Source organism: Exiguobacterium sp. s48 (assembly GCF_018617395.1).
In the GTDB taxonomy this organism is placed as follows: domain Bacteria; phylum Bacillota; class Bacilli; order Exiguobacteriales; family Exiguobacteriaceae; genus Exiguobacterium.
Genome location: NZ_JACSKC010000001.1, coordinates 448,315 through 474,947, shown reverse-complemented (window position 1 = coordinate 474,947; position 26,633 = coordinate 448,315). Strand labels below are relative to the sequence as shown.

At 49.3% G+C, this 26,633-nt stretch carries 29 protein-coding genes and 1 riboswitch; of the genes, 2 read left to right on the top strand and 27 right to left on the bottom strand.

All coding sequences use genetic code 11. From position 1 onward, the window contains the following. Positions 1-34: 34 nt before the first annotated feature. The 10 genes from ylqF to smc form a co-directional block, all read right to left on the bottom strand. Complete coding sequence (gene ylqF / locus KNO66_RS02415; RefSeq protein ID WP_214740065.1) at positions 35-895, bottom strand: ribosome biogenesis GTPase YlqF; 861 nt, start codon at positions 893-895, stop codon at positions 35-37. 12 nt (positions 896-907) lie between these two features. Next, entirely contained in the window at positions 908-1,450 is a 543-nt protein-coding gene (lepB, locus tag KNO66_RS02410; RefSeq protein WP_214740064.1) for a signal peptidase I, read from the bottom strand. A gap of 82 nt (positions 1,451-1,532) precedes the next feature. Then, on the bottom strand, positions 1,533-1,886 hold the full coding sequence (gene rplS, locus KNO66_RS02405) for a 50S ribosomal protein L19 (RefSeq protein WP_015881369.1): 354 nt from the start codon (positions 1,884-1,886) through the stop codon (positions 1,533-1,535). Positions 1,887-2,000: 114 nt separating this feature from the next. Next, on the bottom strand, positions 2,001-2,717 hold the full coding sequence (trmD, locus tag KNO66_RS02400; RefSeq protein ID WP_214740063.1) for a tRNA (guanosine(37)-N1)-methyltransferase TrmD: 717 nt from the start codon (positions 2,715-2,717) through the stop codon (positions 2,001-2,003). Next, positions 2,707-3,225 carry a ribosome maturation factor RimM gene (gene rimM, locus KNO66_RS02395; protein WP_214740062.1) on the bottom strand — a complete coding sequence of 173 codons (519 nt, stop codon included), beginning with the start codon at positions 3,223-3,225 and terminating at the stop codon, positions 2,707-2,709. Before rimM ends, trmD begins: the two co-directional genes overlap by 11 nt. Before the next feature lie 54 nt (positions 3,226-3,279). Beyond that, positions 3,280-3,555 (bottom strand): 30S ribosomal protein S16, encoded by a 276-nt coding sequence (rpsP, locus tag KNO66_RS02390; RefSeq protein WP_015881366.1) that lies wholly within the window; start codon positions 3,553-3,555, stop codon positions 3,280-3,282. An 82-nt stretch (positions 3,556-3,637) separates the two neighbouring features. After that, positions 3,638-4,978 carry a signal recognition particle protein gene (ffh, locus tag KNO66_RS02385; protein WP_159562079.1) on the bottom strand — a complete coding sequence of 447 codons (1,341 nt, stop codon included), beginning with the start codon at positions 4,976-4,978 and terminating at the stop codon, positions 3,638-3,640. Between the two features lie 11 nt (positions 4,979-4,989). Next, positions 4,990-5,313 carry a putative DNA-binding protein gene (locus KNO66_RS02380; RefSeq protein WP_015881364.1) on the bottom strand — a complete coding sequence of 108 codons (324 nt, stop codon included), beginning with the start codon at positions 5,311-5,313 and terminating at the stop codon, positions 4,990-4,992. A 96-nt stretch (positions 5,314-5,409) separates the two neighbouring features. Continuing rightward, on the bottom strand, positions 5,410-6,435 hold the full coding sequence (gene ftsY / locus KNO66_RS02375; RefSeq protein ID WP_214740061.1) for a signal recognition particle-docking protein FtsY: 1,026 nt from the start codon (positions 6,433-6,435) through the stop codon (positions 5,410-5,412). Continuing rightward, positions 6,432-9,989 carry a chromosome segregation protein SMC gene (gene smc / locus KNO66_RS02370; RefSeq protein WP_214740060.1) on the bottom strand — a complete coding sequence of 1,186 codons (3,558 nt, stop codon included), beginning with the start codon at positions 9,987-9,989 and terminating at the stop codon, positions 6,432-6,434. The genes ftsY and smc overlap by 4 nt, the downstream gene beginning before the upstream one ends. Positions 9,990-10,103: 114 nt before the next feature. Here smc and KNO66_RS02365 point away from each other — a divergent pair, with 114 nt between their 5' ends. Then, a complete protein-coding gene (locus KNO66_RS02365) occupies positions 10,104-10,298 on the top strand; it encodes a DUF1128 family protein (protein WP_034771119.1) in 195 nt (64 codons plus the stop codon). A gap of 40 nt (positions 10,299-10,338) precedes the next feature. Here the strand turns inward: KNO66_RS02365 and rnc are convergent, their stop codons facing one another. From rnc to KNO66_RS02310, 11 genes are all read right to left on the bottom strand, one after another. Continuing rightward, complete coding sequence (rnc, locus tag KNO66_RS02360) at positions 10,339-11,055, bottom strand: ribonuclease III (RefSeq protein ID WP_214742361.1); 717 nt, start codon at positions 11,053-11,055, stop codon at positions 10,339-10,341. A 123-nt stretch (positions 11,056-11,178) separates the two neighbouring features. Beyond that, positions 11,179-11,418 carry an acyl carrier protein gene (gene acpP / locus KNO66_RS02355; protein WP_214740059.1) on the bottom strand — a complete coding sequence of 80 codons (240 nt, stop codon included), beginning with the start codon at positions 11,416-11,418 and terminating at the stop codon, positions 11,179-11,181. A gap of 58 nt (positions 11,419-11,476) precedes the next feature. Further along, the gene (fabG, locus tag KNO66_RS02350) at positions 11,477-12,217 is read right to left on the bottom strand and encodes a 3-oxoacyl-[acyl-carrier-protein] reductase (RefSeq protein WP_214740058.1); all 741 of its coding nucleotides are present in this window, start codon (positions 12,215-12,217) and stop codon (positions 11,477-11,479) included. Continuing rightward, positions 12,210-13,130, bottom strand: coding sequence for an ACP S-malonyltransferase (fabD, locus tag KNO66_RS02345; RefSeq protein WP_214740057.1), 921 nt, complete (start codon positions 13,128-13,130; stop codon positions 12,210-12,212). Before fabD ends, fabG begins: the two co-directional genes overlap by 8 nt. A gap of 18 nt (positions 13,131-13,148) precedes the next feature. After that, complete coding sequence (gene plsX / locus KNO66_RS02340; protein WP_214740056.1) at positions 13,149-14,138, bottom strand: phosphate acyltransferase PlsX; 990 nt, start codon at positions 14,136-14,138, stop codon at positions 13,149-13,151. After that, positions 14,135-14,704 carry a transcription factor FapR gene (gene fapR / locus KNO66_RS02335; RefSeq protein WP_214740055.1) on the bottom strand — a complete coding sequence of 190 codons (570 nt, stop codon included), beginning with the start codon at positions 14,702-14,704 and terminating at the stop codon, positions 14,135-14,137. Before fapR ends, plsX begins: the two co-directional genes overlap by 4 nt. Positions 14,705-14,790: 86 nt before the next feature. Next, the gene (gene recG / locus KNO66_RS02330) at positions 14,791-16,821 is read right to left on the bottom strand and encodes an ATP-dependent DNA helicase RecG (RefSeq protein ID WP_214740054.1); all 2,031 of its coding nucleotides are present in this window, start codon (positions 16,819-16,821) and stop codon (positions 14,791-14,793) included. After that, positions 16,808-17,695, bottom strand: coding sequence for an L-serine ammonia-lyase, iron-sulfur-dependent, subunit alpha (sdaAA, locus tag KNO66_RS02325; RefSeq protein ID WP_214740053.1), 888 nt, complete (start codon positions 17,693-17,695; stop codon positions 16,808-16,810). Before sdaAA ends, recG begins: the two co-directional genes overlap by 14 nt. A 12-nt stretch (positions 17,696-17,707) precedes the next feature. Next, entirely contained in the window at positions 17,708-18,370 is a 663-nt protein-coding gene (gene sdaAB / locus KNO66_RS02320) for an L-serine ammonia-lyase, iron-sulfur-dependent subunit beta (RefSeq protein ID WP_214740051.1), read from the bottom strand. A gap of 63 nt (positions 18,371-18,433) precedes the next feature. Beyond that, entirely contained in the window at positions 18,434-20,113 is a 1,680-nt protein-coding gene (locus KNO66_RS02315; RefSeq protein WP_214740049.1) for a DAK2 domain-containing protein, read from the bottom strand. 22 nt (positions 20,114-20,135) lie between these two features. Beyond that, positions 20,136-20,498 (bottom strand): Asp23/Gls24 family envelope stress response protein, encoded by a 363-nt coding sequence (locus KNO66_RS02310; protein WP_214740047.1) that lies wholly within the window; start codon positions 20,496-20,498, stop codon positions 20,136-20,138. 252 nt (positions 20,499-20,750) lie between these two features. Between KNO66_RS02310 and rpmB the strand changes: the two genes are divergently transcribed. Next, positions 20,751-20,939: a 50S ribosomal protein L28 gene (rpmB, locus tag KNO66_RS02305; RefSeq protein ID WP_015881349.1), complete on the top strand. Its 189-nt coding sequence runs from the start codon at positions 20,751-20,753 to the stop codon at positions 20,937-20,939. Positions 20,940-20,995: 56 nt separating this feature from the next. Here rpmB and KNO66_RS02300 read toward each other — a convergent pair whose 3' ends face one another. From KNO66_RS02300 to KNO66_RS02275, 6 genes are all read right to left on the bottom strand, one after another. Continuing rightward, entirely contained in the window at positions 20,996-21,583 is a 588-nt protein-coding gene (locus tag KNO66_RS02300; protein ID WP_214740045.1) for a thiamine diphosphokinase, read from the bottom strand. After that, positions 21,580-22,155 carry an energy-coupled thiamine transporter ThiT gene (thiT, locus tag KNO66_RS02295; protein WP_214740043.1) on the bottom strand — a complete coding sequence of 192 codons (576 nt, stop codon included), beginning with the start codon at positions 22,153-22,155 and terminating at the stop codon, positions 21,580-21,582. Before thiT ends, KNO66_RS02300 begins: the two co-directional genes overlap by 4 nt. A 72-nt stretch (positions 22,156-22,227) precedes the next feature. Further along, positions 22,228-22,329, bottom strand: a riboswitch (TPP riboswitch). 20 nt (positions 22,330-22,349) lie between these two features. After that, positions 22,350-23,006 (bottom strand): ribulose-phosphate 3-epimerase, encoded by a 657-nt coding sequence (gene rpe / locus KNO66_RS02290; protein ID WP_214740041.1) that lies wholly within the window; start codon positions 23,004-23,006, stop codon positions 22,350-22,352. Positions 23,007-23,009: 3 nt separating this feature from the next. Next, positions 23,010-23,894: a ribosome small subunit-dependent GTPase A gene (gene rsgA, locus KNO66_RS02285; RefSeq protein WP_214740039.1), complete on the bottom strand. Its 885-nt coding sequence runs from the start codon at positions 23,892-23,894 to the stop codon at positions 23,010-23,012. Between the two features lie 45 nt (positions 23,895-23,939). Then, positions 23,940-25,886, bottom strand: coding sequence for a Stk1 family PASTA domain-containing Ser/Thr kinase (gene pknB, locus KNO66_RS02280; RefSeq protein WP_214742360.1), 1,947 nt, complete (start codon positions 25,884-25,886; stop codon positions 23,940-23,942). Between the two features lie 5 nt (positions 25,887-25,891). Further along, a complete protein-coding gene (locus KNO66_RS02275; RefSeq protein ID WP_214740037.1) occupies positions 25,892-26,626 on the bottom strand; it encodes a Stp1/IreP family PP2C-type Ser/Thr phosphatase in 735 nt (244 codons plus the stop codon). Between the last annotated feature and the right edge of the window lie 7 nt (positions 26,627-26,633).

Here is a 26,633-nt window from a genome sequence, read left to right as displayed (position 1 = left end):
CTCCTATTCAAAAAAGCCCTGTTTTCACAGAGCTTCACGCCATTTCATGGTCAGCCGGTGTCTCAAGGGAGATCCGTCCAATCTTTTCATGACGTAGTTCATTCAAAAGTAGTTCGCTCGCCTTTTCAAAATCGACGTATCCGCCACTGATCAACCCACGTTTTTTACCAATCATCTCAAGGAGTTCTACCGCATCTTCCGGTAACGTTTCGAGTTTGAACCGTTCCTTCAGTTGCTCAGGATATCTCGCCTGGAGCTCACGAACCGTAAACAAGGCGATGTCATCCAAGTTAAGAATTTCATCTTTGATGGCGCCGGTTGCAGCTAAACGATATCCGACTTGCTGGTCTTCGAACTTCGGCCAAAGAATCCCTGGGGTATCCAAGAGTTCCATTTCGCCGCCTTTCATCTTGATCCACTGCTGACGTTTCGTCACACCAGGACGATCGCCTGTGATGGCGATGTTCCGTCCCGCAAGACGGTTGATGAGCGTCGATTTCCCAACGTTCGGGATTCCGATGATGAGCGCACGGATCGGTCCTGGATTGCGACCTTTCTCACGCATGCGATCATGTTTTTCTTTCATCAACTTTTGTGCACCTGTGATGAGCTGTTTCAAGCCTTTGCTATGCTTCGCATCGACTGCGACGACCTCGACCTCTTCTTGCTTCAACGCGCGTAACCACGCGTCCGTCACAACGGGGTCGGCCATATCCGCTTTGTTCAGGACGATGAGGCGGGGTTTTCCTGCCGTAATCTCATCGACCATCGGGTTACGGCTCGATTGTGGCACGCGTGCATCCACGAGCTCGATGACGACGTCAATCAATTTTAATTTTTCAGTAACTTGTCTTCTTGCTTTGGCCATGTGGCCAGGAAACCATTGAATTGCCAAAAAAGCACCACCTTAATCTTCTACCGTGCCTACATCATCGAGCGGCCAGAAGATGAAGTTTGTCTTACCGACAATCTCCTCTTTCGACACAAATCCGATTTCACGGCTGTCTTTCGAGTTTTGACGATTGTCACCCATGACGAAATACGAATCTTCTGGAACGACCGACTCACCCGTCACTTGTTCGAGTGTAAAGTTCTCCGTCAATGGGAACCCGTTCATCTGGGCACGGAATTCATCCAAATACGGTTCTTCCACCGCTTCGCCGTTAATATAAAGCATATCATCTCGATATTCGAGCGTGTCTCCAGGAATAGCGATGACACGTTTAATATAGTCTTTTGATTCTGTCGCATGGAACACGACGATATCGCCTCGGTCTAGCTCTCCAACATAGTTCGAAATTTTACTGACGATCATTCGATCCGCATTGTGGAGTGTCGGCATCATCGACTCTCCTTCTACGATGACGGGAACGAAGATGAACGTCCGGATGACGAACGCGATGACAAGCGCGACAACGATGGCTTTGAGCCAACTAAACACTTCTTTCAACTTCACTCACTCCTCTATCCATTTGAACTTATTGTACTAGAAAAAAAGAAGCTTGTCGCAAGCGACAAGCTTAATTCCCATCTTAACGACGGATTTCTTTAATACGTGCTGCTTTACCGCGAAGGTTACGGAGGTAGTAAAGTTTCGCACGGCGAACTTTACCGTAGCGTACGACTTCGATTTGCGCAACGCGTGGTGAGTGAAGCGGGAATGCACGCTCAACACCTACGCCGTAAGAAATCTTACGGACTGTGAATGTTTCGCTGATGCCGCCACCTTTACGCTTGATTACTACGCCTTCGAAGATCTGGATACGCTCACGCGTTCCCTCTACAACTTTAACGTGGACACGTACTGTGTCACCAGGACGGAAAGCAGGTACGTCCGATTTGAATTGTTCTTCTGTGATTTCACGGAACAGTTTTTGTGTGTTCATGAATCATATCTCCTTTTTCTTCAATGTTCATATCTTCATATGCCCAAGCATCCAACAGCGGAACATCGGTAATCGATGGGTTTAACCCACATGCTCAAACATAGCATATATTTCTCAATCGCGCAATGATTGTAGAAACTTTTTGTCAGCATCCGTCAACTCGGTATGTTCAAGTAAATCGGGACGTCGTCGATACGTGCGCTCGAGCGATTGTTCGCGTCGCCACGCCTCGATGCGGGCATGATTTCCCGACAACAGGACGTCCGGTACGGTCAGACCACGAAAATCTGCCGGTCGCGTATAGTGCGGGTATTCTAAAAGTCCGGTCGAGAACGAGTCATCCTCATGGCTCGCCTGATCGCCGAGGACGTCGGGAATAAGTCTAACGGTCGCATCGATCATGACCATCGTCGCTAGTTCTCCACCAGTCAAGACGAAGTCCCCGATCGACACCTCATCCGTCGCCAGTTCATCATGGATGCGCTGGTCGAACCCTTCATAATGTCCACAAAGAAAGACTAGATGGTCCTCTTTCGCCCATTCTTCGGCCATTCGTTGATTGAACGGTTTTCCGGTCGGGGTCGTCAGGATGACGCGCGGGCTCTTCGCCTCAAGGGAATCGAACGCATCGAAAATCGGCTGAGGGGTGAGTAGCATGCCCGCGCCCCCGCCGTACGGATAATCGTCGACCTTATGATGCTTGTTCGTTGAAAAGTCCCGGAAGTTGAGGAACGACATCTCCACTTGCCCGAGCGTCTTCGCTCGACCGACGATGGAGTGATCGAGCGCATGAAACATCTCGGGGAACAACGTCAATACATCAATCTTCATCGTCAATCATTCCAGGGATTGGCGTGATGACGACACGTTTCGCATCGACATCGATCTCTTGGACGACCGATTCGATATAAGGGATGAGCGCATCCGACTTGCCTGGTCGTTTGATGACCCAGACGTCGTTCGCTCCGTTCGTTTCAAAGATGTCGTCGACGACACCGATGACTTCCCCGTCCACGACAGCCTCACAGCCGATGATTTCATGATAATAAAATTCGTGTTCGTCCAAATCGTGGACGTGTTCGGCGTGAACGTATAGTTTATGCCCTTTATATTTTTCAATGAGATTGATATTGTCAAATCCCTTGAACGTGACGAGGTGAAACTGCTTATGCGGACGATACGTCGTGATCGTCATTTCCTGTTTCGTTCCGTCGACATCAAGGAATAACGTGTTTCCTTTTTTAAATCGTTCTTCTGGAAAGTCTGTCGCCGCCAAGATCTTCACTTCCCCTTTAAGACCGTGCGTATTGGCGATTTTCCCAACGTATAACCAATCCATCTTTTTTCCCTCCTCAACAAAATAGGCCGACCTCAGAAAAGGTCGGCCACATCATTACTTCGCGTTTTTCGCGTTGTGGAATTTCTCCATGATCCCTGCTTTAGAGAACAAGTTACGTACTGTGTCAGATGGCTTCGCGCCGTCTGCCAACCATTTAAGAGCGAGTTCTTCGTTGATGCGAACTTCTGCTTCTGGTTTTGCAACCGGGTTGTAGTGACCAACTTGCTCGATGAAGCGACCATCACGTGGTGAACGTGAGTCTGCTACAACGATACGGTAGAAAGGTGATTTTTTTGCGCCCATGCGCTTAAGACGAATTTTAACTGCCATGGTAATATACCTCCATCATGTGTTTAAGAATTGACAACTTTTATAGTATACAGCTTTTTCGTTCGACTGACAAAAGTTTTTGTTAGAAGAATGGAAGACCGAGGCCCTTTTTCTTCCCTTTCATTTGTCCTGACATTTGTTTCATCATCTTCTTCATGTCATCGAACTGTTTGATGAGACGGTTCACTTCTTGAATCGAGCGACCGCTCCCCTTTGCGATCCGCTTCCGACGACTCGCATTGAGCACTTCCGGATTGGCGCGCTCATGTTTCGTCATCGAGCGAATGATCGCCTCGACGTGATCGAGTTGCTTCTCGTCGATTTGGACGTTCTTCAACCCTTTCATCTTACCTGCACCAGGTAACATCGAAAGTAATTCATCAATTGGTCCCATGTTTTTCACTTGGGCCAACTGTTCAATGAAATCATCGAACGTGAATGACGCGTCACGAATTTTGCTTTCAAGCTCCTTCGCTGCGTCTTGGTCCATCTGTGTCTCGGCTTTTTCAATGAGCGAGAGCACGTCCCCCATCCCAAGGATCCGTGACGCCATGCGTTCCGGGTGGAATGGTTCGAGGGCATCCAACTTTTCTCCGAGACCGACGAATTTAATCGGCGCTCCCGTGACTGCCTTAATCGAAAGGGCTGCCCCGCCTCGTGTATCTCCGTCGAGCTTTGTCAGCACGACCCCGGTGATTCCGAGTTTCTCATTGAAACTGTCGGCCACATTGACCGCATCTTGACCTGTCATCGAATCGACGACGAGGAAGATTTCATTTGGTTTGGCAATCGTCTTCACATTTTCGAGCTCGCCCATAAGCGTCTCATCGATATGAAGGCGACCGGCCGTATCGATCAACACGAAATCGTGATGATTTGTTTTTGCGTACTCGAGTGCTTTCGTCACAATCTCTTCCGGTTTCACTTGATCGCCAAGCGAGAAGACCGGTAAATCGAGTTGTTTCCCGAGTGTCTCGAGCTGCTTGATTGCCGCCGGACGGTAAATATCCGCTGCGACGAGAAGTGGACTGCGGTTATGCTTTTTACGAATCAAGTTCGCTAGCTTCCCGGTCGTCGTCGTTTTCCCTGCCCCCTGCAGACCGACCATCATGACGACTGTCGGTGGTTTCTGACTGAATGAGATCGGGACGACATCGCTTCCCATCAAGTTTGACAACTCTTCGTGAACGATTTTGACGACTTGTTGACCTGGCGTCAATGATTTCATGACATCCTGACCAACGGCGCGTTCCTTCACGTCATTGACGAATTGCTTGACGACTTTAAAGTTGACGTCGGCTTCGAGGAGGGCGAGGCGAACCTCACGCATCATCTCTTTGACATCTGCCTCCGAGATTTTCCCTTTACCGCGCATTTTTGAAAGTGTCGATTGCAATCGTTCTGATAATCCTTCAAATGCCATGCTTCAGCCCCCTACTCTAAATTCTCAAGCGCAGAAATCGTGGCACTCACGTCATCCGTGAGCTCGACTTGACGTTTGAGGGTCTGAAGAAGTTGCTGGCGCTGTTCGAACTTTTCGAATAGGGCAAGCTTTTCCTCGTACTGTTCAAGCATCGTTTCTGTACGCTTTATGTTATCGTAGACCGCTTGACGGCTGACTTCAAACTCTTCCGCAATCTCTCCGAGCGAGTAGTCATCTAGGTAATAAAGAGACATATAGTTGCGCTGTTTCGGTGTGAGGAGCGCTTGATAGAAATCGATGAGATAGTTCATGCGATTCGTTTTTTCGAGCGTCAAACCTTTCACCTCCACATGTTAAGTGAAATCCCTTTACAACTACCTATAGTACAGCCGTGCCTATTACTTGTCAAGTTTTTTTCTTAACAGTAAAACTTAGGCGAGGTCCTCGTTTGTGTCCTCTTTTTCTGTCAAAGCTCCCTCGTTCTTGTCCTCGAAAACATCCCCGAACAATCCAAGAACGAACTGTTCTGGATCAAACTCCTGCAAATCGTCAATCTTCTCTCCAAGACCGACATATTTGACAGGGATATCGAGCTCGTTTCGAATCGCTAAGACGATTCCGCCTTTGGCCGTCCCATCGAGTTTCGTCAAGACGATCCCGCTCACGTTCGTTGCTTCTTTGAACGCCTTCGCTTGAACCATGGCGTTTTGACCGGTCGTCGCGTCTAATGCGAGCAAGACTTCGTGCGGTCCGTTCGGCACTTCGCGCTCAATGACTCGTTTTACTTTTTCAAGTTCTTTCATTAAATTAACCTTATTTTGAAGACGTCCCGCCGTATCACAAATCAAGACGTCCATATTGCGTGACTTCGCTGCTTGAACGGCGTCAAAGACAACGGCAGCCGGGTCAGACCCTTCCGTTTGACGAATGACGGGCACACCGACACGTTCTCCCCATACTTGGAGTTGCTCGATGGCGCCAGCACGGAACGTATCGCCTGCCGCAAGCATGACGGAACGTCCTTCTGACTTCAATTGATGCGCCAGTTTGCCGATCGTCGTCGTCTTCCCGACACCGTTGACACCGACAAACAAGATGACGGTGAGTCCGTCCTGCATATTGAGTTCACGGTCTGATTCATCCTCTTGAAGGCGTTTTGCTACGACTTCAACGAGGGCGTCACGAACCGCGACCGGGTCTTTGAGATTGCGGCGCTTCACTTCTTCCTTCAAATCTTCGACGAGGTCCATCGTTGTCGTGACCCCGACGTCCGCTTGAATGAGTAAATCTTCGAGTTCATCGAAGAAGTCTTCATCCACCTCGCGGAAACGATAGACGAGGTCGTTGACGGCACTTGCAAAGCCGTCACGCGTCTTCGTCAACCCCTCGGTAAACTTCTGTGACACCTCTTGGGTAGATGTCGTCAACTTCTCTTTTAATTTCTTGAAAAAACTCAACGTGATTCCTCCATCTCTTCATCCATTTCAACGACACGTTTTGCTTCAGACAGTTCGACCGATAATACTTCGGATACCCCGTTCTGTTGCATCGTGACGCCATATAATGTGTCCGCCGCTTCCATCGTCCCTTTCCGGTGCGTGATGATGACGAACTGCGTATCGATCGACAACGTTCGAATGTATTCTCCGAAACGATGCACGTTCGCCTCATCAAGGGCCGCCTCGACCTCATCGAGGACACAGAACGGTACCGGACGTGTCTTCAAAATCGCAAACAATAATGCGATGGCCGTCAGCGCACGCTCCCCACCAGACAAGAGGCTGAGCGTCTGTAACTTTTTACCCGGTGGTTTGGCGACGATTTCGATTCCTGTATTCAATAAATCGGATTCATCAACTAATTTCAAATCCGCCTCTCCGCCACCGAAGAGTTCGGTGAACGTCTGCTTGAAGTGCGCCCGTACACTCGTATACGTCTCTTTGAAGAGACGCGTCACTTCACGGTCCATCTCCGAGATGATCTCATATAAATCTTCTTTTGCGCTGACGAGGTCATCCCGTTGCTCGGACAGGAACGTAAAGCGTTCGTGGACACTATCAAACTCTTCAATCGCATTCATGTTGACCGGTCCGATCTCTTCAATTTGGCGAACGAGCAACTTGAACTCTTCTTTTGCCTCTTCTAGTGGAATTTCAAGTGCCGGAAGTAGCTCTGCGACGAGTCCGTTCTCTTCTAACGCATCGAGCTTCCATTGCCGTTTCAGTTCGAACTCTTGTTTCGCCGTCTCCAGTTTTCTGACGACGGTTTCCGCCTGACGCCGTGCTTCCGTCGCTTGGTCGACTCGCTGACGCATGATTCGGTACGCTTCTTCATTCGCCTTGAGCGTTGCCGTCACTTTTTGAAGCCGTTCTTGAATTTCTGTGAATTCTAGTTTGGCAGTAGCGAGCGTCGCTTCGAGCTCGGCAGATGACACGACTTCTCCACTATCGAGGCGCGTGAGTTCACGCTCCATCTGATCGGTACGTTCCTGCAGACGATTTTGTTCCGTCGTCATGCGCTCCAATTCGTTTCGGACCCGCTCTTCTTCGAGCGTGTGACGCTGAAGATCGAGCTCGTTTTGACGAAGGCGTGCTTCCAATTGTCCCGTACTCTCAGCGCTTTTCGCCTGCTCTGCCCGAAGTGATTCGAGGCGAGAGCGAATGTCTGCTTGTGCACCGTCCGTTTCAGCCAATTCAACCGTCAATCGCTCCAATTCGGCAGTCGATGTCTCAATTGTCCGCTCGTAGCGCATCATTTCATGGTCGAACAGCTCTAGTTGTGACTTGGCATCAAGTGAGGCACGTTCGGCCGTACGATAAGTAGCCTCGACCTCTCGAAGCGATTCTTCCACGGTACGTTTCTCATCACGAAGCGCTGATAATTCTTGAGTGATTGCATTCAACGCTTCCGTATATTCTTGAAGACGCTGTTTTTGCTCATGTAGCATCGCGAGACCTTGGGTAAGACCTTCTTTCAAGTCATCCAATTCACGTGATTGCGTGAACAAGGCCACGCCTTGCTTGCGGCTACCACCCGTCATCGAACCACCGACGTTGACGATATCCCCTTCTAGCGTGACGACACGGAAACGATATCCCGTCGATTGGGCGATGCGGTTCGCGACTTCAAGAGTCTCAGCAACGAGCACTGAACCGAGCAACGATTTTTTCAACGTCTCGTACGATTCATCCGTTTCGACAAGTCCCGATGCCACTCCGACAAACCCGTTCATCGCTTCAAGTCGATCCAACACATCACTCGGCACGAATCTCGGTTTGATCGTCGTCATCGGCAAGAACGTCGCCCGACCTGCGTTGGCTTTTCGTAATTTGTCAATCTCACGACGCCCCACTGACTCATCTTGTACGACCACATGTTGCTGTGTCTGACCAAGTGCCGTTTCAATCGCCGCCTCATAAGAAGGGCGGACACGGATCAATTCAGCGACGGCACCAAGGACACCTGGCGAACGGTCTTTTAGGACGAATTTGACCGCATGGAAATAGCCCTCATACGATTGCTTCATTCGTTCGAGCATCTCGATTCGGTCTTCCGTCTTTTGGCGACGCCGTTCAAGGTCATAATAAGATGATTCGGCTCGAGACCGTTTCTCACGGATTGCCGTCTCTTGGTCGCGAAGTTCCGATTCTTTTTTACTCAGTCGTTCGAAACGACTCCGCACTGTTTCATACTGTTCTTGGGCCGCCAAGAGAGTCGCTTCTTGAGAGGAACGATCATCGAGGCGATGTTTGTTCTCACGAAGAAGACGTTCTTTCGACTCGACGGCAATATCGATATCCCGTTGTTCTCGTTTTTGTTGGTTACCGATTGTCGCTTTCGTTGTCGCAAGTTCGAACGCCTCGCTTTGTAACGCTTCGATTTCAGCGTTGAAATCACGAGAGGCGGATGTCAACTGTTGCTGTAGCGCTTCTCTTGCCTCGGTCGTTTGTCGCAACGTGCTTACTTTTTGGTCAAGCTCTTCACGAACGACCTTCAAGCGCGCTTCAAGTTCGGTCATTTCCACACGTACTTCTTCACGTTGACGGACGAGGCGGTCTTTCATCTCGGCACCATGTTCTTCTTGTGCTTTTGCGAGCTTGATATCACCCGTCAAGCGCTCGACGTACGTCGAGTGCTCCCTTTCGTTTTGGTTGAGCTCTGTCAATTCTTCACGCAACTGAGCAAGCGTCGCTTCGAGGTCGCTACGTTCATCGGTGAGGTCACGTACCGAACGGTCACAGTCAGATAACTGTTGAACAGATTCCACGTGACGTGCCGACACTAGTTCAATCTCTTGTTGAAGCAATCGAATCTCAGCACCCATGATTCCCGTTTCGAGTTCATCGTGTCGTGCTTTCGCCACTTTATACTCCCGAGCGAGCGCTGCCTGTTCACGGAGCGGTTCAACGCGATCCGCTAACTCAAATAAAATGTCATCGACGCGAGACAAGTTCAATTCGGTGTCTTGCAATTTCCGTTCAGCCTGTTTTTTTCGTTGACGATACTTTAATACGCCGGCTGCCTCTTCAATGACTGCACGACGTTCTTCCGGTTTACCGGATATGACCTGTTCGACCCGCCCTTGCCCGATAATGGCGAACGCATCGCGGGAAAGACCCGTGTCTAAAAACAAGTCAATGACGTCTTTTAAACGACATGGTTTTTTATTCATAAAATAGTCGCTGTCCCCACTTCGGGTCACGCGACGGGTCACACTCACTTCTTCATAAGGGAGACGCAACTGTTCGTCGCGATTATCGAGGACGAGCGTGACCTCGGCGACATTTCGGTGATTCTCTCCTTCACTTCCGGCGAAGATGACATCTTCCATCTTGGCACCGCGAAGTGATTTGGCCGACTGTTCTCCAAGTACCCAGCGAACAGCGTCCGATATATTGGATTTCCCGCTCCCGTTCGGCCCTACAACAGCCGTGACGCCGGGACGGAAATCTAATTCAATTCGCTTGGCAAATGATTTAAAGCCAGCGAGTTCGATTCGTTTTAAGTGCATCGTGACCATCCTATCCGCAGTAAGCATTCATCTGTATATTTTACCACAGTTAACAGTTCGTCAAAATGCCAGAATCATGCTATTCTAAAAAGAACTGTAGAAAGGGGAATACAGATGACGAATGAACAGATGATCGAAGCCATTTTGGATAAGATGAACATTATTAACCGCGGAGCGATCAAAGCGGAAGAATATAATGCAGCTGACCCATCAGCGGTAAAAGAAATTTATGAATACGTGATGACACGCTCTTCCCTCTCCATTTCAGAAGTTGACGGAATCGTCGAAGAGCTCGGTCAATTGACATGAAAAAGGAGTGGAACCATCGTGAATGGTCCACTCCTTTTGATTATAAGTCTGCGTATCGACGATTGAAGGCGATGAGTGCTTCTTTCGCCGCCAATTGCTCAGCTTCTTTTTTCGAACGCCCGACCCCTTCGCCGACGATATCATCACTGAGACGAGCGTGCGCGACGAATTCACGACTATGCGCAGGACCTCGTTCTTCGATAATCTCATATGATACCGGTCCGAGCCCTTCTCGCTGAACACTTTCCTGCAACTGGCTCTTAAAATCAGTTTGTTCTTCAAATACGCCCGCTAAGACTTTCGGAAAAACCGCTTCGGCGAGGAACCGTTCGACTGATTCGATTCCCTGGTCTAAATAAAGAGCCCCGATATAAGATTCGAATACATCGGCAAGTAAAGCCGGACGTTTTCTCCCACCGGTCAACTCTTCACCTTTCCCAAGCAAGATGAAATCAGAGAAAGCATAGGCTTCCGCAAAATTTACGAGTGACGGTTCACAAACGATTGCCGCCCGTAATTTTGTTAATTCCCCCTCGGAACGCTCCGGATAAGTCTCATACAAAAAGCGAGATACAGTCAATTCAAGGACAGCATCCCCTAAAAATTCTAAACGTTCATTATCTTTTCGCAATCCACGCTGTTCATTCACATATGAAGAGTGCGTGAACGCCTGCATCAGCAAGTCGTGGTTTGAAAACTGAACGTCCATGCGTTCTTGTAACGATTTAAATAATTCTAAGATGCGTGCCCGTTCCATTTCCTGACGTCGACGACGCTGCGCCGACCCTTGACGGTCAAACCGTCGTTTGTCTTTTGTCATAGTTCCCTCCATGAATAAGCACAAGCCCACCGCCCGGAACCGAGCGGTGGGATAGCTTGATTACACTTTTGTTTCGATGTAAGCTACTACGTCTCCAACAGTCGCGAGCTTTTCAGCATCTTCGTCTTCGATCGTGATGTCGAACTTGTCTTCGAGGTCCATCACCATTTCCATCACTTCAAGTGAATCCGCGCCAAGGTCGTCCTTGAACGATTTGTCTGCAGTGATCTCAGATACATCTTTCCCGAGCTTCTCTGCTACTGCTTCTTTTACGTCTACTAAGATTTGTTCTTTTGTCATGATAAAATCCCTCCAAAGGTAAGTATATTAAATGTCTGTCTGTTGGTAAAGTTCTCTTTTACGCCATTGTCATGCCGCCATCGACGGCAATCGTCTGTCCAGTCACATAAGCGGCCTGTTCCGATGCCAGGAAAGAGACGAGGTTTGCCACATCTTCCACCTGACCGAAACGATTGAACGGAATCTGTCCGAGTGTAGCCTCTCGCTGTGCATCTGTCAAGGCATCCGTCATGTCGGTTTGAATGAACCCTGGACAGACGGCATTGACCGTCACATGACGTCCGGCGAGCTCACGAGCCACCGACTTCGTCAACCCAATCAATCCTGCTTTCGCAGCCGCATAGTTTGCCTGCCCGGCATTACCGGTAATCCCGACAACAGAGGCGATATTGATGATTCGACCTGAGTTTGATTTGAGTAACGGTCTCGTGACGGCTTGAGATGTCAAGAAGGCCCCTTTTAAATTCGTCGATAACACGTCTTCAAAATCCGCCTCTTTCATCCGCATGAGTAACCCGTCACGTGTAATTCCTGCATTGTTGACGAGGCAATCGACCCGACCGTACGTATCGACCGTTGTCTTGACGAGCGCTTTGACGTCGTCAGCATTTGAAACGTCGGCCTTGACGGCAAGGGCTTCACCACCTGCCTCCACGATGGTCGCGACGACCTCATTTGCCTTTTGTTCACTACCCGAGTAGTTCACGACGACTTTGAAGCCGTCTTCCCCTAAACGTTTCGCGATGGCCGCACCGATTCCTCGGGACGCACCTGTCACGATCGCTACTTGATCACGCACGAACTTCTCCTCCTAACGAGGCGACTTCTTCTAACGTGGTCGCCTTTTGAATCGTAACGTTTGAATCGATTCGTTTGATCAATCCAGAGAGTGGTGATGATGGACCAAATTCGATAAACGTATCGACACCGTCTGCAATCGCTTTACGAACACATTCTTCAAAGCGAACAGACGAATAGAGTTGTTTCGTCAATAACGCTTTTAAGTGTTCAGGGTCACGATGCACAGCCGCGTCTACGTTTGAAATCACGTCGACTGAAGCTTCTGTAAACGGCGATGAGGCGAGGACATCCTGGAAACGAGTCGCTGCCGGCATCATGTATGAACTATGGAACGCTCCAGAGACTTGTAACGGTAACACCCGTTTCGCCCCAGCTGCCTTCAATTCTACACTCGCTTGTTCGACTGCGTCGACATGTCCTGAAATCACGAATTGACCTGGACAATTTAAATTGGCGATTTGAACTAAATCTCCACTCGCACTAATTTTTTCCGTAATGTGGTGTGCCTCTTGAAGATCGGTCATTCCAACGACCGCGGCCATCGTTCCGTCCTTTACTTCAGACATCAACTGACCGCGTTCGCGGACGAGTACGGTCGCCTCTTCTAGATCGATGACACCCGCACTGACGAGCGCGGCATATTCACCCACGCTATGCCCAATGACGACGTCTGGTGTCGCACCGTTCTTCGCATAAGCTTGCGCGAGCAACGAGGCGTGCGCCACGATCGCCGGTTGCGCGACTTCTGTTTCTTGTAAATCTTCCTTCGACCCGGATGACATGACTTCAAGAAGGTCAAATCCGAGTCGACGTCCGATTGCTTGAAGCATTTCAGGATGATTTAAGAAGGTTTGTCCCATTCCGACGGCTTGGGAACCTTGTCCTGGAAACACCCATGCTACTTTCCCCATGTCCTCACCTGCTTTCGCTTAATCTATCGCTTTAGCACGCTTGATTTTCTCCACGACATCGTGGTCTACCATGATTTTTGCCTGCTTCAACGCACTCGCGATGGCAAGTGCGTCGCTTGACCCATGCGCTTTAATGACTGGCGCATTGATCCCAAATAATCCGGCTCCCCCATGTTCACGATAATCAAGCGTTTCTTTCAGTCGTCTTAACTTCGGTTTTAAGATGAGAGCGGCGAGTTTTGATACAAGATTACTCGTGAACTGTTCTTTCATCATCTTCATGAGCATCGCCGAGGAGCCCTCTACACCTTTTAACAGGATATTTCCGGCAAACCCTTCGGTCACGATGACGTCTACGTCTCCTGACATCGCTTCACGCGCTTCGACATTCCCGACAAAGTGGACAGGAGCCGCTTCAAGGAGGGGGAATGCCTCTTTCGTGAGTGCATTTCCTTTTCCGGCTTCCGTTCCGATATTGAGAAGGGCGACTCGAGGTGTTTTGATGCCTCGGACGTGTTCGGCATATAGTGAGCCCATGATGGCATAATCCACAAGATGTTCGGCTTTCGCATCCGGATTCGCTCCGACATCCAGTACGACGACTCCACTCCCTGTATATGTAGGGAACGTCGGAGATAGTGCCGGACGCTCAATTCCCGGGATTCGTCCGATGATGAAAAGTGATGCCGCCATCAGTGCGCCGGTATTCCCAGCAGACACGAGGGCATCCGCTTTTCCTTCTTTAACGAGTTGGGCTGCTTTGACGAGTGAACTGTCTTTCTTACGGCGTACCGCACGAACCGGTTCATCCTCACCCGTGATGATTTCACTGGCTGGAATGACCGTCACACGAGGATCGTCAAGACCATACGAGGCAATCTTCACCTCGTCACCGACTAAAAAGAGTTCCATCGATTCATTCGGAAATTGCTCGATGAATCGCTTGACCCCTTCTACAATCGCCTTCGGTGCGTGGTCGCCACCCATTGCATCAATTGCTAACTTCATGCTTGTTCCTCCTCACTACGTCGGTAAATCGTGAAGTCGCCGTCAAAGACGCACTCCTCGCCGACGTAACTTTCGACTGTGACGTCTGTTCTCCCGTCCCCACGTAGTTTCAGCACACGAGCCTTGGCAACGACTCGCTCTCCAAGATGGACCTGGCGACTGAAGCGAATATCCGCTTTAGTGGTCAACGCCAATTCATCGTTGATGAGCGCCACCGCTAACGAGTTGGCTTGCGCGAACAATACATGTCCACGGGCGATCTCATTGCGGCTAAAGACGTGTTCTTTTTCTATGTCGAGTACAGAGATGGCAGAGTCATCTAGTTTCAAGTCAATCATATCACCGATGACCTCGCTCATTGAAAGCGATTTGACTTCATCGAGATGTTCGGAAGCCACATGTTTGATTCGTTCCCGCACTTCTGGAATTTTTAATTCCATTCGGTCAAGTCGAATCGTTTGGATGCTGACGGAAAACTGTTTTGACAGCTCTTCGTCTTTGATGAACGGGTTGTGTTCAATCGTTTCCTGTAACAAGCGTTGCCGCTCTTTCTTAGGTACCCGCATTCAGTTCCCTCCTAAACTAAGTTACTAAAGAACTTAATACCTGGTACTAATAGCAGTATATATTCTTTAGTCGTCATTTTCAAGTATTATTCTAACCTTTCCCCGACGAGAAGGTCGAGTTGTTTCAAATAGTTTCGTAAAACGTCATACTGGGCATCATGCCAAAAAGCCTCACTCCCGAGAAGCGCTACAGCATCTTGTCTCGCCACTTCCATCACTTTTAAATCGAGAACCGGATCAGCGACCCGAAAACTCGGCAAACCACTTTGCGCGGTACCGAAGAAATCTCCAGCACCACGTAACTCTAAATCTTTCTCGGCTAAAACAAAGCCATCGTTCGTTTCCGTCATCGTCTTCAAACGGACTTTCCCGACATCCGATTTCGGGTCTCCGACAAGGATACAAAATGATTGATGGGCACCACGACCGACCCGCCCGCGCAACTGGTGTAATTGAGCAAGTCCGAAGCGTTCGGCATCATGAATGATGATGAGCGAAGCGTTCGGGACGTTCACCCCGACTTCGACGACTGTCGTCGAAACAAGGATTTGCGTCGTGTTATCCGCAAATGACTTCATCACGTCGTCCTTTTCTGCGCTCGACAACTTCCCGTGCATCAGACCAACGCTATAATTCGAGAAGCGTTCTTTCAACAGTTCATACAGCGCCGTCGCACTCTCCACTTCAAGCGTATCCGATTCCTCGATGAGCGGTGCGATGACATACGCTTGTCGACCAAGCGTTAGTTCGCGATCGACCATCGAATGGACACGGTCGATTTGGTCATGCTTAGCCCAATACGTCTCAATCGGTTTTCGACCTTTTGGCATCTCATCGATGGTCGAAACATCCATCTCACCGAAGGCACTGATGGCGAGCGTTCTCGGAATCGGGGTCGCCGTCATATATAGGACGTCGGCAAACTCCGCCTTGTCTCGTAGCTTCTTCCGCTGTTCAACACCAAAACGGTGCTGTTCGTCTGTAATCGCTAAATGGAGATTGGAAAACTCGACCGGTCCTTGGATGAGCGCGTGCGTCCCGACGATGATGTCGACGTCACCTGATTGAATCGCTGAGAGTAACGCCTCCCGCACCTTTCCTTTCACCGAGCTCGTCAAAAGGGCGATCTTGATGCCAAATGGTTCAAATAATTCTTGTAATGAGGTGGCATGTTGTTCTGCAAGAATCTCTGTCGGAACCATCAGTGCACCCTGATACCCGGCCATGACGGTCGCATACAAGGCAATCGCGGCAACGACGGTCTTCCCGCTCCCGACATCCCCTTGTAACAATCGGTTCATCCGCTCCGGTTTTTCAAGATCCGACACGATTTCACGGATGACCCGTGTCTGCGCTCCAGTCAACGGAAATGCGAGTCGTTTCACAAATTCATTCAACTGTTGTTTATCGAGTTGAAGGGCCCGACCGTTTCCTGACCGCTCCATTTTTCGAAACGCTTGTAGTTTCAATTGATACAGTAAACATTCTTCATAGACGTAACTTCGTCTTGCCTGCTTATACGTCTCTACCGTATCCGGTAAATGCATCCCACGAAGCATCGCCATTCGGTCAACTAACCGATATCGGTCGCGAATGGCCTGCGGCACCTGTTCAGGGAGATCATTCACTTGTTCAAACGCTAGTTTTACGATTCGACTAAAGTTCTTTTGTGTCAGTCCTGCTCGTAGAGAGTAGATTGGTTGGAGACCACCAGAGGGGGCACCGAATTCGAGGTCGGTTGCGCTAATCGTCATCCGGTTCATGTCCCACTTCCCTTTGACCGTCACTGTCTCACCGATAACTAACTTTTCTTTATAGAACGCCCGATTGAACATCGTCACTTGTACGGCATACCGTTCTTCTAATAATAAACGGAACTGTAGTCGATTTTTCCCTTTACTGTAATAACGAACGAGTGGTTCAGCTTGAACCGTCCCACTCCATTTAACTAGGTCACCATGAACGGCTGTCGTTACCGTCCCACTATTATAATTCTCATAACGAAACGGGACGTGCTCCAGCACGTCCTCGATTCGAACAAGTCCCATCACTTCTAATTTTTTGGCCATCTCTGGCCCGACCCCTTTCAGCGTCGTCAATCGGTCATTGTTTTGCATCTTCTTTCGCTCCAAATATATTTCGTTCGAGGCGACGAGCCGTCGGCGTATTCGCAAGACCACCTTTGGCCGTCTCTTTCAACGCGGTCGGCATCATCTGACCGACTTCGTGCATCGCTGAGATGACCTCGTCACAAGGAATACGTGAGGTAATCCCCGCGAGCGCCATGTCAGCTGCGACAATGGCATTGGCACCACCCATGGCGTTCCGCTTAACGCACGGCACTTCGACGAGCCCCGCCACAGGATCGCAGACGAGACCAAGCATATTTTTAAGGGCAATCGCAAAGGCTGTCGCCGATTGGTCCGGTGTCCCACCGGCCGCTTCAACGATGGCCGCGGCTGCCATTCCAGTCGCCGAACCGACCTCGGCTTGGCATCCGCCGGCCGCTCCTGAAATCGAGGCGTTGTTCGCTACGACGAATCCGAATGCTCCTGACGTGAACAAATAACGAATCATCGCGTCGCGGTCCATTTCCAGACGATCTTTCACCGCAAACAACGTTCCTGGTACGACCCCGGCGCTCCCCGCAGTCGGTGTCGCACAAATTCGTCCCATCGCCGCGTTCACTTCGTTCGTCCCGATCGCTTTCGACACGGCATCTAAAATGAGATCCCCTGCGAGCGACTTGCCCGAACGAATGTAATCTTGCATGAGTACGGCATCGTTCCCCGTCAATCCCGTCACCGATGTCACCCCTTGAAGTGCCCGTTCGACCGCCTCTTCCATGACCTCGAGGTTACGGTCCATCATCCCGATGATGTCCTCTCGACTCGAACGTCTGACATGCATCTCTTGCTCAATCATGACTTCAGAAATCGGGATGTTTCGTTCTGTTGCAATCGTCACTAACTCTTCTACTGATTTAAACATCTCACATTCTCCTTATTCCCCAAAAATAGCAATCCGTTCGATTTGCGGCAATCGTTCCAACTCAGCGAGCACTTCCGCAGGAATGGTTTCATCAATCTCAATCGCCATCAACGCCTGCATCCCTTTTTCGTGACGACTCACTTCCATATGACCAATGTTTAATTGGTGATTCGCCAACACACCCGTTACTGCCGCGATCGCCCCGAATCGGTCATGGTGTAAGACGACGAGCGCAGGTCCCCCACCTGTCAGTTTCAACGGGAATCCGTTCAATTCCGTGATTTCAATCGTTCCCCCACCGATCGAGATTCCGACAATTTCAAATGTGCCCAATTCATCTTTTAGTAACACGCGGGCCGTATTCGGATGATCCGTCAACAGGTCACTCGTCTCAAAGATGACCTCGATCCCTTTTTCACGGGCGATGTCTAACGCCTGCGGGATTCTCAAATCGAACGTATCGAATCCCATGATTCCACCGACGATGGCCACATCCGTCCCGTGACCCCGATACGTGTCAGCAAACGACCCGTAAAATGTGATGTGCGCCGTACGCGGCGTTCTTCCGAATAACTTCCCAGCCATCAAGCCGATGCGAGCAGCACCTGCTGTATGCGAACTCGACGGTCCGACCATGACCGGACCAATGATGTCAAACACACTCCGATATTTCATCAAATTTTCCCCCTTTCAAAAATCCCTACCTTCATTATACAGAAGGTAGGGATTCGAAACAGCTTATTCCACACTAAAAATATAAGAGTAAAGCGGTTGTTTGCCGTCGTGAACTTCAATTTCAATCTCATCATTTACTGATTCGATATAAGACGTCAACGCCTCGACGTCTGATTCAGAAGAACCTTCTCCTGTTAGGATCGTGACGATCTCGTCGTCTGCGTCGATGAGCGCATCAACTAATCGTTTAGCCGCTTCAAGACTAGACGGAGAGGAAGAAACGATTTTCTTCTCTGCGATCGCCATATGTTCATCTTTTTTGATTTCAACACCATCGATGCTCGTATCACGAACAGCGTATGTGACTTGTCCAGACTTCACAGCTGACGCAGCCGCATTCATCGCTTGTTCGTTCATCTCGACATCCGCTTCAGGGTTGAATGCGATAGCTGCCGCGAGTCCTTGTGGGACCGTCTTCGTCGGAATGACCGAAACGCCGCACGGTGCGACAGATGCCGCTTGTTCAGCCGCCATGATGATGTTGGAGTTGTTCGGGAAGATGAAGACGTGTTCCGCATGTGCCGACTCAATCGCCTTGACGATATCTTCTGTCGATGGGTTCATCGTCTGTCCACCTTCGATGACGTGTGCCGCCCCAAGTGAACGGAACAATTCGCTGACACCTTCACCCATTGCGACCGTCACGATGGCAAATGGTGCTTTTGGCTTCTCTGCTTGTTGAACACCGTGTTGGTTGGCACCTTGTTCTTCTTCGAGAATCGTTGAATGTTGTTGACGCATGTTCTCGATCTTGACTGCAACGAGCTCACCGAAACGTTGACCTTTCGTGATGACTTCACCAGGTGTCTCGACGTGAACGTGAACTTTTAAGAGTTCTTCATCCGCAACGACAAGGAGAGAATCCCCGAGTTCAGATAACTCATTGCGGAATGCGTCTTCGTTGAACGGTGCATCTTTCAACTTGTCCTCTTGGAAACGGACCATGATCTCTGTACAGTAACCGAATTCGATGTCCTCTGTTGACATGAATCCTTGCGCCGCATGCGCGTGGTGTTCTGCTTCGATCAAGGCGTCCATGACCGGTGTATGTGGTTTTTCGAGTTCTTTTCCTTCAAGACTTGCGAGGAATCCTTCATAAATGACGAGAAGCCCTTGACCACCCGAGTCGACGACGCCGACTTCTTTTAATACCGGCAATAAGTCCGGTGTACGGTCTAACGATGCTTTCGCTTCGACGATGACACGTTCCATAAATTCAGTGAAATCACTTGTCGACTCTGACGCAAGAAGCGCTTCGTCGGCCGCTTCACGAGCAACCGTCAAAATCGTTCCTTCAACCGGTTTCATAACCGCCTTGTATGCCGTGTCGACACCGCGCTTGAGCGCTTCTGCAAAATCAACTGTTGTCAGTTCTGCTTTTCCTTCAACAGCTTTCCCGAACCCGCGGAACAACTGGCTTAAAATAACGCCCGAGTTTCCACGTGCTCCCATCAGGAGTCCACGAGCAAACTTTGATGATACCTCCGCGATATCTGATGAGTTCATGGCCGCTACTTCTTTCGCACCCGACGTCATCGTCAAGTTCATGTTCGTCCCCGTATCTCCGTCTGGAACCGGGAAGACGTTAAGCGAATCCACATAATCTGCGTTTTGGCTCAAGTTGGCCGCTCCGTTCGCGATCATGTTTGAGAGCGCCAATCCATCTAATCGTTTTAAACCCACACCAAATCCTCCTCCGTTTTCGTCAGTCATTCGTCAGACGAACGCCTTGAACGAATATATTTACCGACGAAACGTTTAATCCTAAAGTTTCTCCGAGCGTATACTTCACTCGACTTTGCACGTTGTATGCGACTTCAGATACTTTCGTCCCGTAGCTTACGATAATGTGCATGTCGATATGTACGTCTTCTTCATCCTGACGTACGACGACACCTCGTGCGTAATTTTCACGTTTTAACAATTCAGCAATGCCGTCTTTCAGTTGTGCTTGTGAAGCCATGCCGACCACACCGAAGCATTCCATCGCCGCACCACCTGCGAGTGTCGCGATAACGTCACTTGTGATGTCAATATTGCCATATGTTGTCTTCATTTCAATTGCCATATGGAGTAGCCTCCTTTATTCGGAATGATTCCTAATGTACATTCTACAATAAGTACCTAGTTATTAAAAGAACCTGCTCCAGAATCTCGGTCAATTAACGCGATAACCTCATTCATTATTCAAATCCTTGAGAGTAATGTCAAGTTTTTTTCTTGTCATGGTATGATTTTCTAGTTGCATCGGGAAAAAAGCCGTGCTAATATAAACGAGTGTCTATTAGGACGAACCCACATAAAAAAGGAGGGGAAACGCATGGCACGTAAATGCTACGTAACAGGTAAATCACCTAAATCAGGTAACAACCGTTCGCACGCACTCAACAAGACAAAACGTACTTGGGGTGTAAACGTACAAAAAGTTCGTATTCTCGTTGACGGTAAACCGAAACGCGTTTGGGTTTCAGCTCGCGCACTTAAATCAGGTCTCGTTGAACGCGTATAATACTTATACACGAACGAATAAATCCCAGCGGCATTCGCCGATGGGATTTTTTTTGTTTATTTTTTGACAATCATGACAAGTACCATTCCCTCATGAACCGTCAACCGGGCAGATGCTTCGACCCACTCATTCGAAACGGTCAATGCTTCTCCGCTCTTGACCTCATGATGATCGAGTGGATATTTGACACCTTTAATCGAAATCGTGGCCGTCTTCCAAGGCATGAAGGACAGATAATGTCCCTCTTGTTTCGGAATCCCAGAATCACCCGGTCGAGCGAGAAAAATCATGTTTCCCTTCCCATGGAGAATCATCCCTGGATACGATTCGAGTAGACCAACGTTTGCGAACGTCATGTCAATCCGTCCCCCGAGCGCACCGTACACATCCATCCGTGTCGCCCCCCGATCGATCGCCAACTGAAGCGCAATCTCAAGATCCGTCACATCTTTCTCCGACGGAAAACGTAGCGCCTCCTCGGGCAGTAGTCCTTTGTACGAGTCAAAATCGCCCACTACGACGTCCGCATCGATTTTTTCATCTAACAGCTTTTGATACCCACCATCCACTCCAATGACTAAATCGGCATCACGCGGTAAGTCCGGAATAGGTTCCGGACTCGCCGCGACAATCAAGACGTTCATTGACGAATGTCCCGTGTCGCCACACGCGTGAAGCGTGGAGCTGTCGTGAAGAGTAATACTAATACGATGGCTGAGATGACAAACGACGGAACCATATACGTCGCGTTATAGCCGAGTGAATACGCCACGACCGGCCCTTCCGCATACTCAGCGAAAAAGACGATTCCTGAGATGACATGAGCCGCATATCGCAATGCCGACCCAATCAATGCGCCAAGCACTAAATAGGTTGCGAGCGTCTTCGTCGCCCCTTGAGTAGCAGCCTGTTTCACACGTCCGGCAAAGACGCCGGCCACACCGACAAGTCCATACGCGACCGTATAATCAAGTAGGAACTGTACGGGTGTGAAAATATAGGCGCCAAACAAGAGTTGAAGCGTCCCGACGAGCGCTCCTGTCGCAAGTCCACCTTTCAGTCCGTGACGGAATGCCATCACAAAGATCGGGAGCATCGCTAAACTGATTGACCCTCCTTGTGGCAAACGGTATGGGATGAGTAAATCAAAGATTAGTCCAAGCGCCGCGAACAATGAAATTTCGATAAGTGCTTGTAATTTGAAACGTGATTTCATCTTTCTTCCTCCTTTATTGTGTGAACGACAAAAAGCAGCATGACGTAAACGCCATGCTGCTTCGATTCGCAACGTGCATTTTCGCCACATCCCTACGTCCGTGTGAACGGAACAGGTTCAAAGGGTTAGCGTAATGCCTCTCAGCCACATCATGTGACACCCCTTGCGACTCTATCTTGTTGTTCTATCGTTGATTATACACGAGATGCGCCACGAATGCTATCAATGGCTGCTTTATAATCCGGTTGATTGTAAATCGCAGATCCAGCAACGAGTACGTCAGCACCCGCATCGATACAAAGCTTCGCCGTCTCTTCGTTGACCCCACCATCGATTTCAATTTCAAAATCGAGCTGACGGTCTTGACGAATCTGGTTGAGCGCTGAAATTTTCGGCACGACGGATTCAATGAACGCTTGTCCCCCGAACCCTGGGTTGACGGTCATGAGCAACACCATATCGACGTCTTCGAGGACATGTTCAATCGTAGACAACGGAGTATGCGGATTCAAGACGACGCCACACTTCGCTCCCGCGGCTTTAATTTGTTGCAAAACGCGATGTAAATGGTTCGTCGCTTCCACGTGCACCGTGACGATATCCGCACCCGCCTTGACGAAATCTTCGACATAGCGCTCCGGTTGATCAATCATCAAATGCACATCGAGAACCATGTCTGATTTTTTACGTAAGCTTGCGAGGACCGGTAGCCCAATCGAGATGTTCGGCACGAACTGACCGTCCATCACGTCAAAATGAATGTAGTCCGCTCCTGCTTCTTGAACAGCTTTCACTTCCGCCTCTAAATTGGCAAAGTCTGCCGCTAAAATTGATGGTGCGATTTTAATCATCTGTCAATACCTCCGTTTTCGATCGTTTAACTCTTCCATAAAGGTAACATAATTCTCATAGCGTGTTGAAGCAATTTCGCCATCTTCCACGGCTTGCTTGATAGCACACCCCGGTTCATTGATGTGGACACATCCTCGGAACTTACAATCGTCATGTCGTTCCACAAACTCCGGGAAACACCATCTGAGCTCATCTGACTCGAGTTCTTGCGGGAACTCGAGACTCGAAAATCCCGGTGTATCTGCAACAAGCCCGTCGGCTAATTGAATCAACGTCACATGACGTGTCGTATGTTTCCCTCGCCCGAGCGACTTGGAGATGGCCCCTGTCGCCAACTCGAGCTCTGGAGCAACCGCATTGAGTAACGAACTTTTCCCGACGCCTGTCTGCCCGGCAAAAACGCTTGTGTTTCCTTTAAAGAGCTTCCTGACTTCTTCGACCCCATGCGCCTGCTCCGTCGATGTCTCAATCACGTCATACCCGATGGTGCGATAACGGGCAATCGCTTCTTGAATTCCTTCTGCTTCGCTATCCGTCAATAAGTCCATCTTGGTTAACACGATGATCGGATGAATTTGTTTCGACTCGATTAACACGAGGAACCGGTCAAGCAAATGGTAAGAGAAGGCCGGTTCTTTCACGGAAAAGAGTAGAAACGCCTGATCGATGTTCGCAATCGGCGGACGGACAAGGTGGTTTTGACGCTCTTCTACTTCTAAAATATAGCCCGTTCCATCCTCTTGATCTTGAATCACCACGTCATCCCCGACGACAGGTGAGATGTTACGTTTACGGAAGTTTCCTCTTGCCCGACACCGAATCTCTTGACCCGACTCGGTCATCACATCATAAAATCCGCCTTGTAAACGAATGATTGTTCCTTTCACTCTGAGTTCCTCCCTTAAAAAAGAGGTGACGGCACCGTCACCTCTTTATTGTGCCTCTTTGGCTTGCGCATATGTGACGGAATCCGTTCGGACAACATCACCATCCACTTCAATCGTTGCTGTCCCGACTTCGTCTGGAGCAATGACGAGCGTGTAAGAATACGTTGTCGTTTCCGTGATTTTATCACGTAACACTTCGATTTCTCCTCGTGCATCGACCGTACGAATCACAACTTCGACCGCTTTCGGCTTCTTGTTTTTTTCCGGCTGTTCGACCTCGACACTCACTTCTCGTTCAATCGAGACATCGGTCGGTTCGACCCCTTCCGATACGATGACCGTCAGTTCAGTACCCGGGTCGACTGCTGTACCGGCAGTCGGAAGTTGACGAATGATTTGACCTTTAGGAACACTCGTCGAAAATTCGTCACGTCTCACAATCTTCAATTTATTTTGCTCGGCATAGATGGACGCTTCATCGAACGTATACCCTGCCAGATTTGATAGTTCTACCTTGTTGCTTCCTGTCGAGACGACAAGCGTGACCGTCACTTCAGAAGGAACGACTTCCTCGCCCGGGTCGAGCGATTGCGAAATCACATCTCCGCTGTCGACCGTTTCCGAAGCTTCTGTTTTGATTTCAAGGTCACTGAACGCTAAATCTTTTAGCATACGTTCAGCTGCTGATTGGGACAGTCCCTCCACATTCGGCATTTCGACGGTTTCTTTCCCGGCCGAAACAACGATGGTCACCGTCGTGCCTCGTTTCGGTTTACGCCCTTCTTGCGGGTTTTGTGAAATGACTTCACCTTCTTCTACGTCATCACTCGCCCGTTCTGTCACTTCGACGACAAATCCTGAGTCTTCGAGTTCTGATGTGGCATCGCCGATACTCATTCCGACGACATCGGGTACAACGGCACGCGACATTTCATCCGCGACTACGTAAGCCGTAATACTCCCTCCAATTAGCAACATAACGAGTAAAATCCAAATCCACCATTTTCGTTTCTTCTTGACCGGTGGTTTTTCTTTTTCCTGCTCGTTCGAAGCAGAAGTCTGAGAAGTTTGCACAGGTGCTTCCGTTTTTTCATCAGGAATGACCGGTGCCATGACGAGTGTATGATCAAACTCTTCTTGGCTCGCCGGAAGACGTTTCGGCTCATTTGCCCGTTCACGGCTAAGTGAGGTCATACAATCTTTTTTAAAGGCAGCGACAGATACGTGACGGGCACCAGGTGATTTCGCTAACGCTTGCATGACACAGTTTTCGAGCGCTTGTGGAATATTTGGGTTCAAGTCAATTGGTCGAATCGGATCGTCCTGCAGATGTTGCAGTGCCACTGCAACAGGCGTCTCTCCAACAAAAGGAACGCGACCTGTCAACAATTCGTACAAAACGGCACCGAGCGAGTAGATATCTGACTTTTCATCGGCGAATTTCCCACGTGCCTGCTCGGGTGAGAAGTAGTGCACAGAACCGAGCACCGACATCGTATGCGTCAACGTCGCATTCGACATCGCCACAGCGATTCCAAAATCGGTCACTTTCACGTTACCTTGTTGATCGATCATCATGTTTTGTGGTTTGATATCACGATGAATGATCCGGTTTGCGTGGGCATGATCAATTGCATCACAAATCTGTCCCACAATGCGTAATGCCTCGTCGACAGATATGTATTCCTCTTGCAAATATTGTTTTAACGTTACACCATCGACATACTCCATGACGATGTAGTACAAATCCTCTTCATCACCGACGTCATAGATGGCGACGATATTGGGATGGTTCAGACTTGTAGCCGCATGGGCTTCACGCTCGAACCGGCGTATAAATTGTTCGTTATGTGAGAATTCAGATCGCAACACCTTGATGGCGACGGTTCGGTTTAAGATCTCGTCATGAGCCCGGTAGACATTAGCCATGCCTCCGCTGCCGATTTGTTGTTCGATCCGATAACGATCGTTGATTCGTTCTCCGCTTCGCATCGGATTCATCCTCTCTTTCTATCTGTGAATTGAACGAGGGCGACTGTAATATTGTCGCTCCCTCCCAATTGATTGGCTTCCGCAATGAGCTGTTCCGCTTTTTGTTCTGCAGATACAGCTTGTTGTAACACATGTTGAATTGCCCCATCGGTCATATGTGTCGTCAATCCATCTGTACAAATTAAAATCACATCAAACTCTGGGTCAGCGAGCACTTGTATGTCTGGTTCGACTTGTTCACTTGAACCGATTGCCCGGGTAATGACATTTCGTTTTGGATGAATCCGCATCTCTTCTTCTGTGAGTTCACCGAGCTGTTTGAGCACGTTCACATAAGAATGGTCTTCTGTAAGACGCTTTAATTCATTGGATTGAAGTGCATACACGCGACTATCTCCAATATGAACGATGATGACTGTTTCACCGTGCCAACAAATAGCGGCCACAGTCGTTCCCATCATGACAAGGTTTGACTGTTTCGCAAATTGCAACACTTGATTGTTCGCCAAATCAATGTGATGGCGGAACCATCGCTCAATCTCGACAGGAGTCGACGGGAGAGACGGGAAGGCCCGCCGAAACTCTTCAATCACGATTTGACTCGCGACCTCTCCCGCTGCATGTCCACCCATGCCGTCTGCAACGAGTGCGATTCCTGATAAGGCATCGCCTAAGATTAAAACTGCATCTTCATTTTGTGTGCGTACTTGTCCACGATCTGTTCGAAATGCTAATTCCATCTTTCTG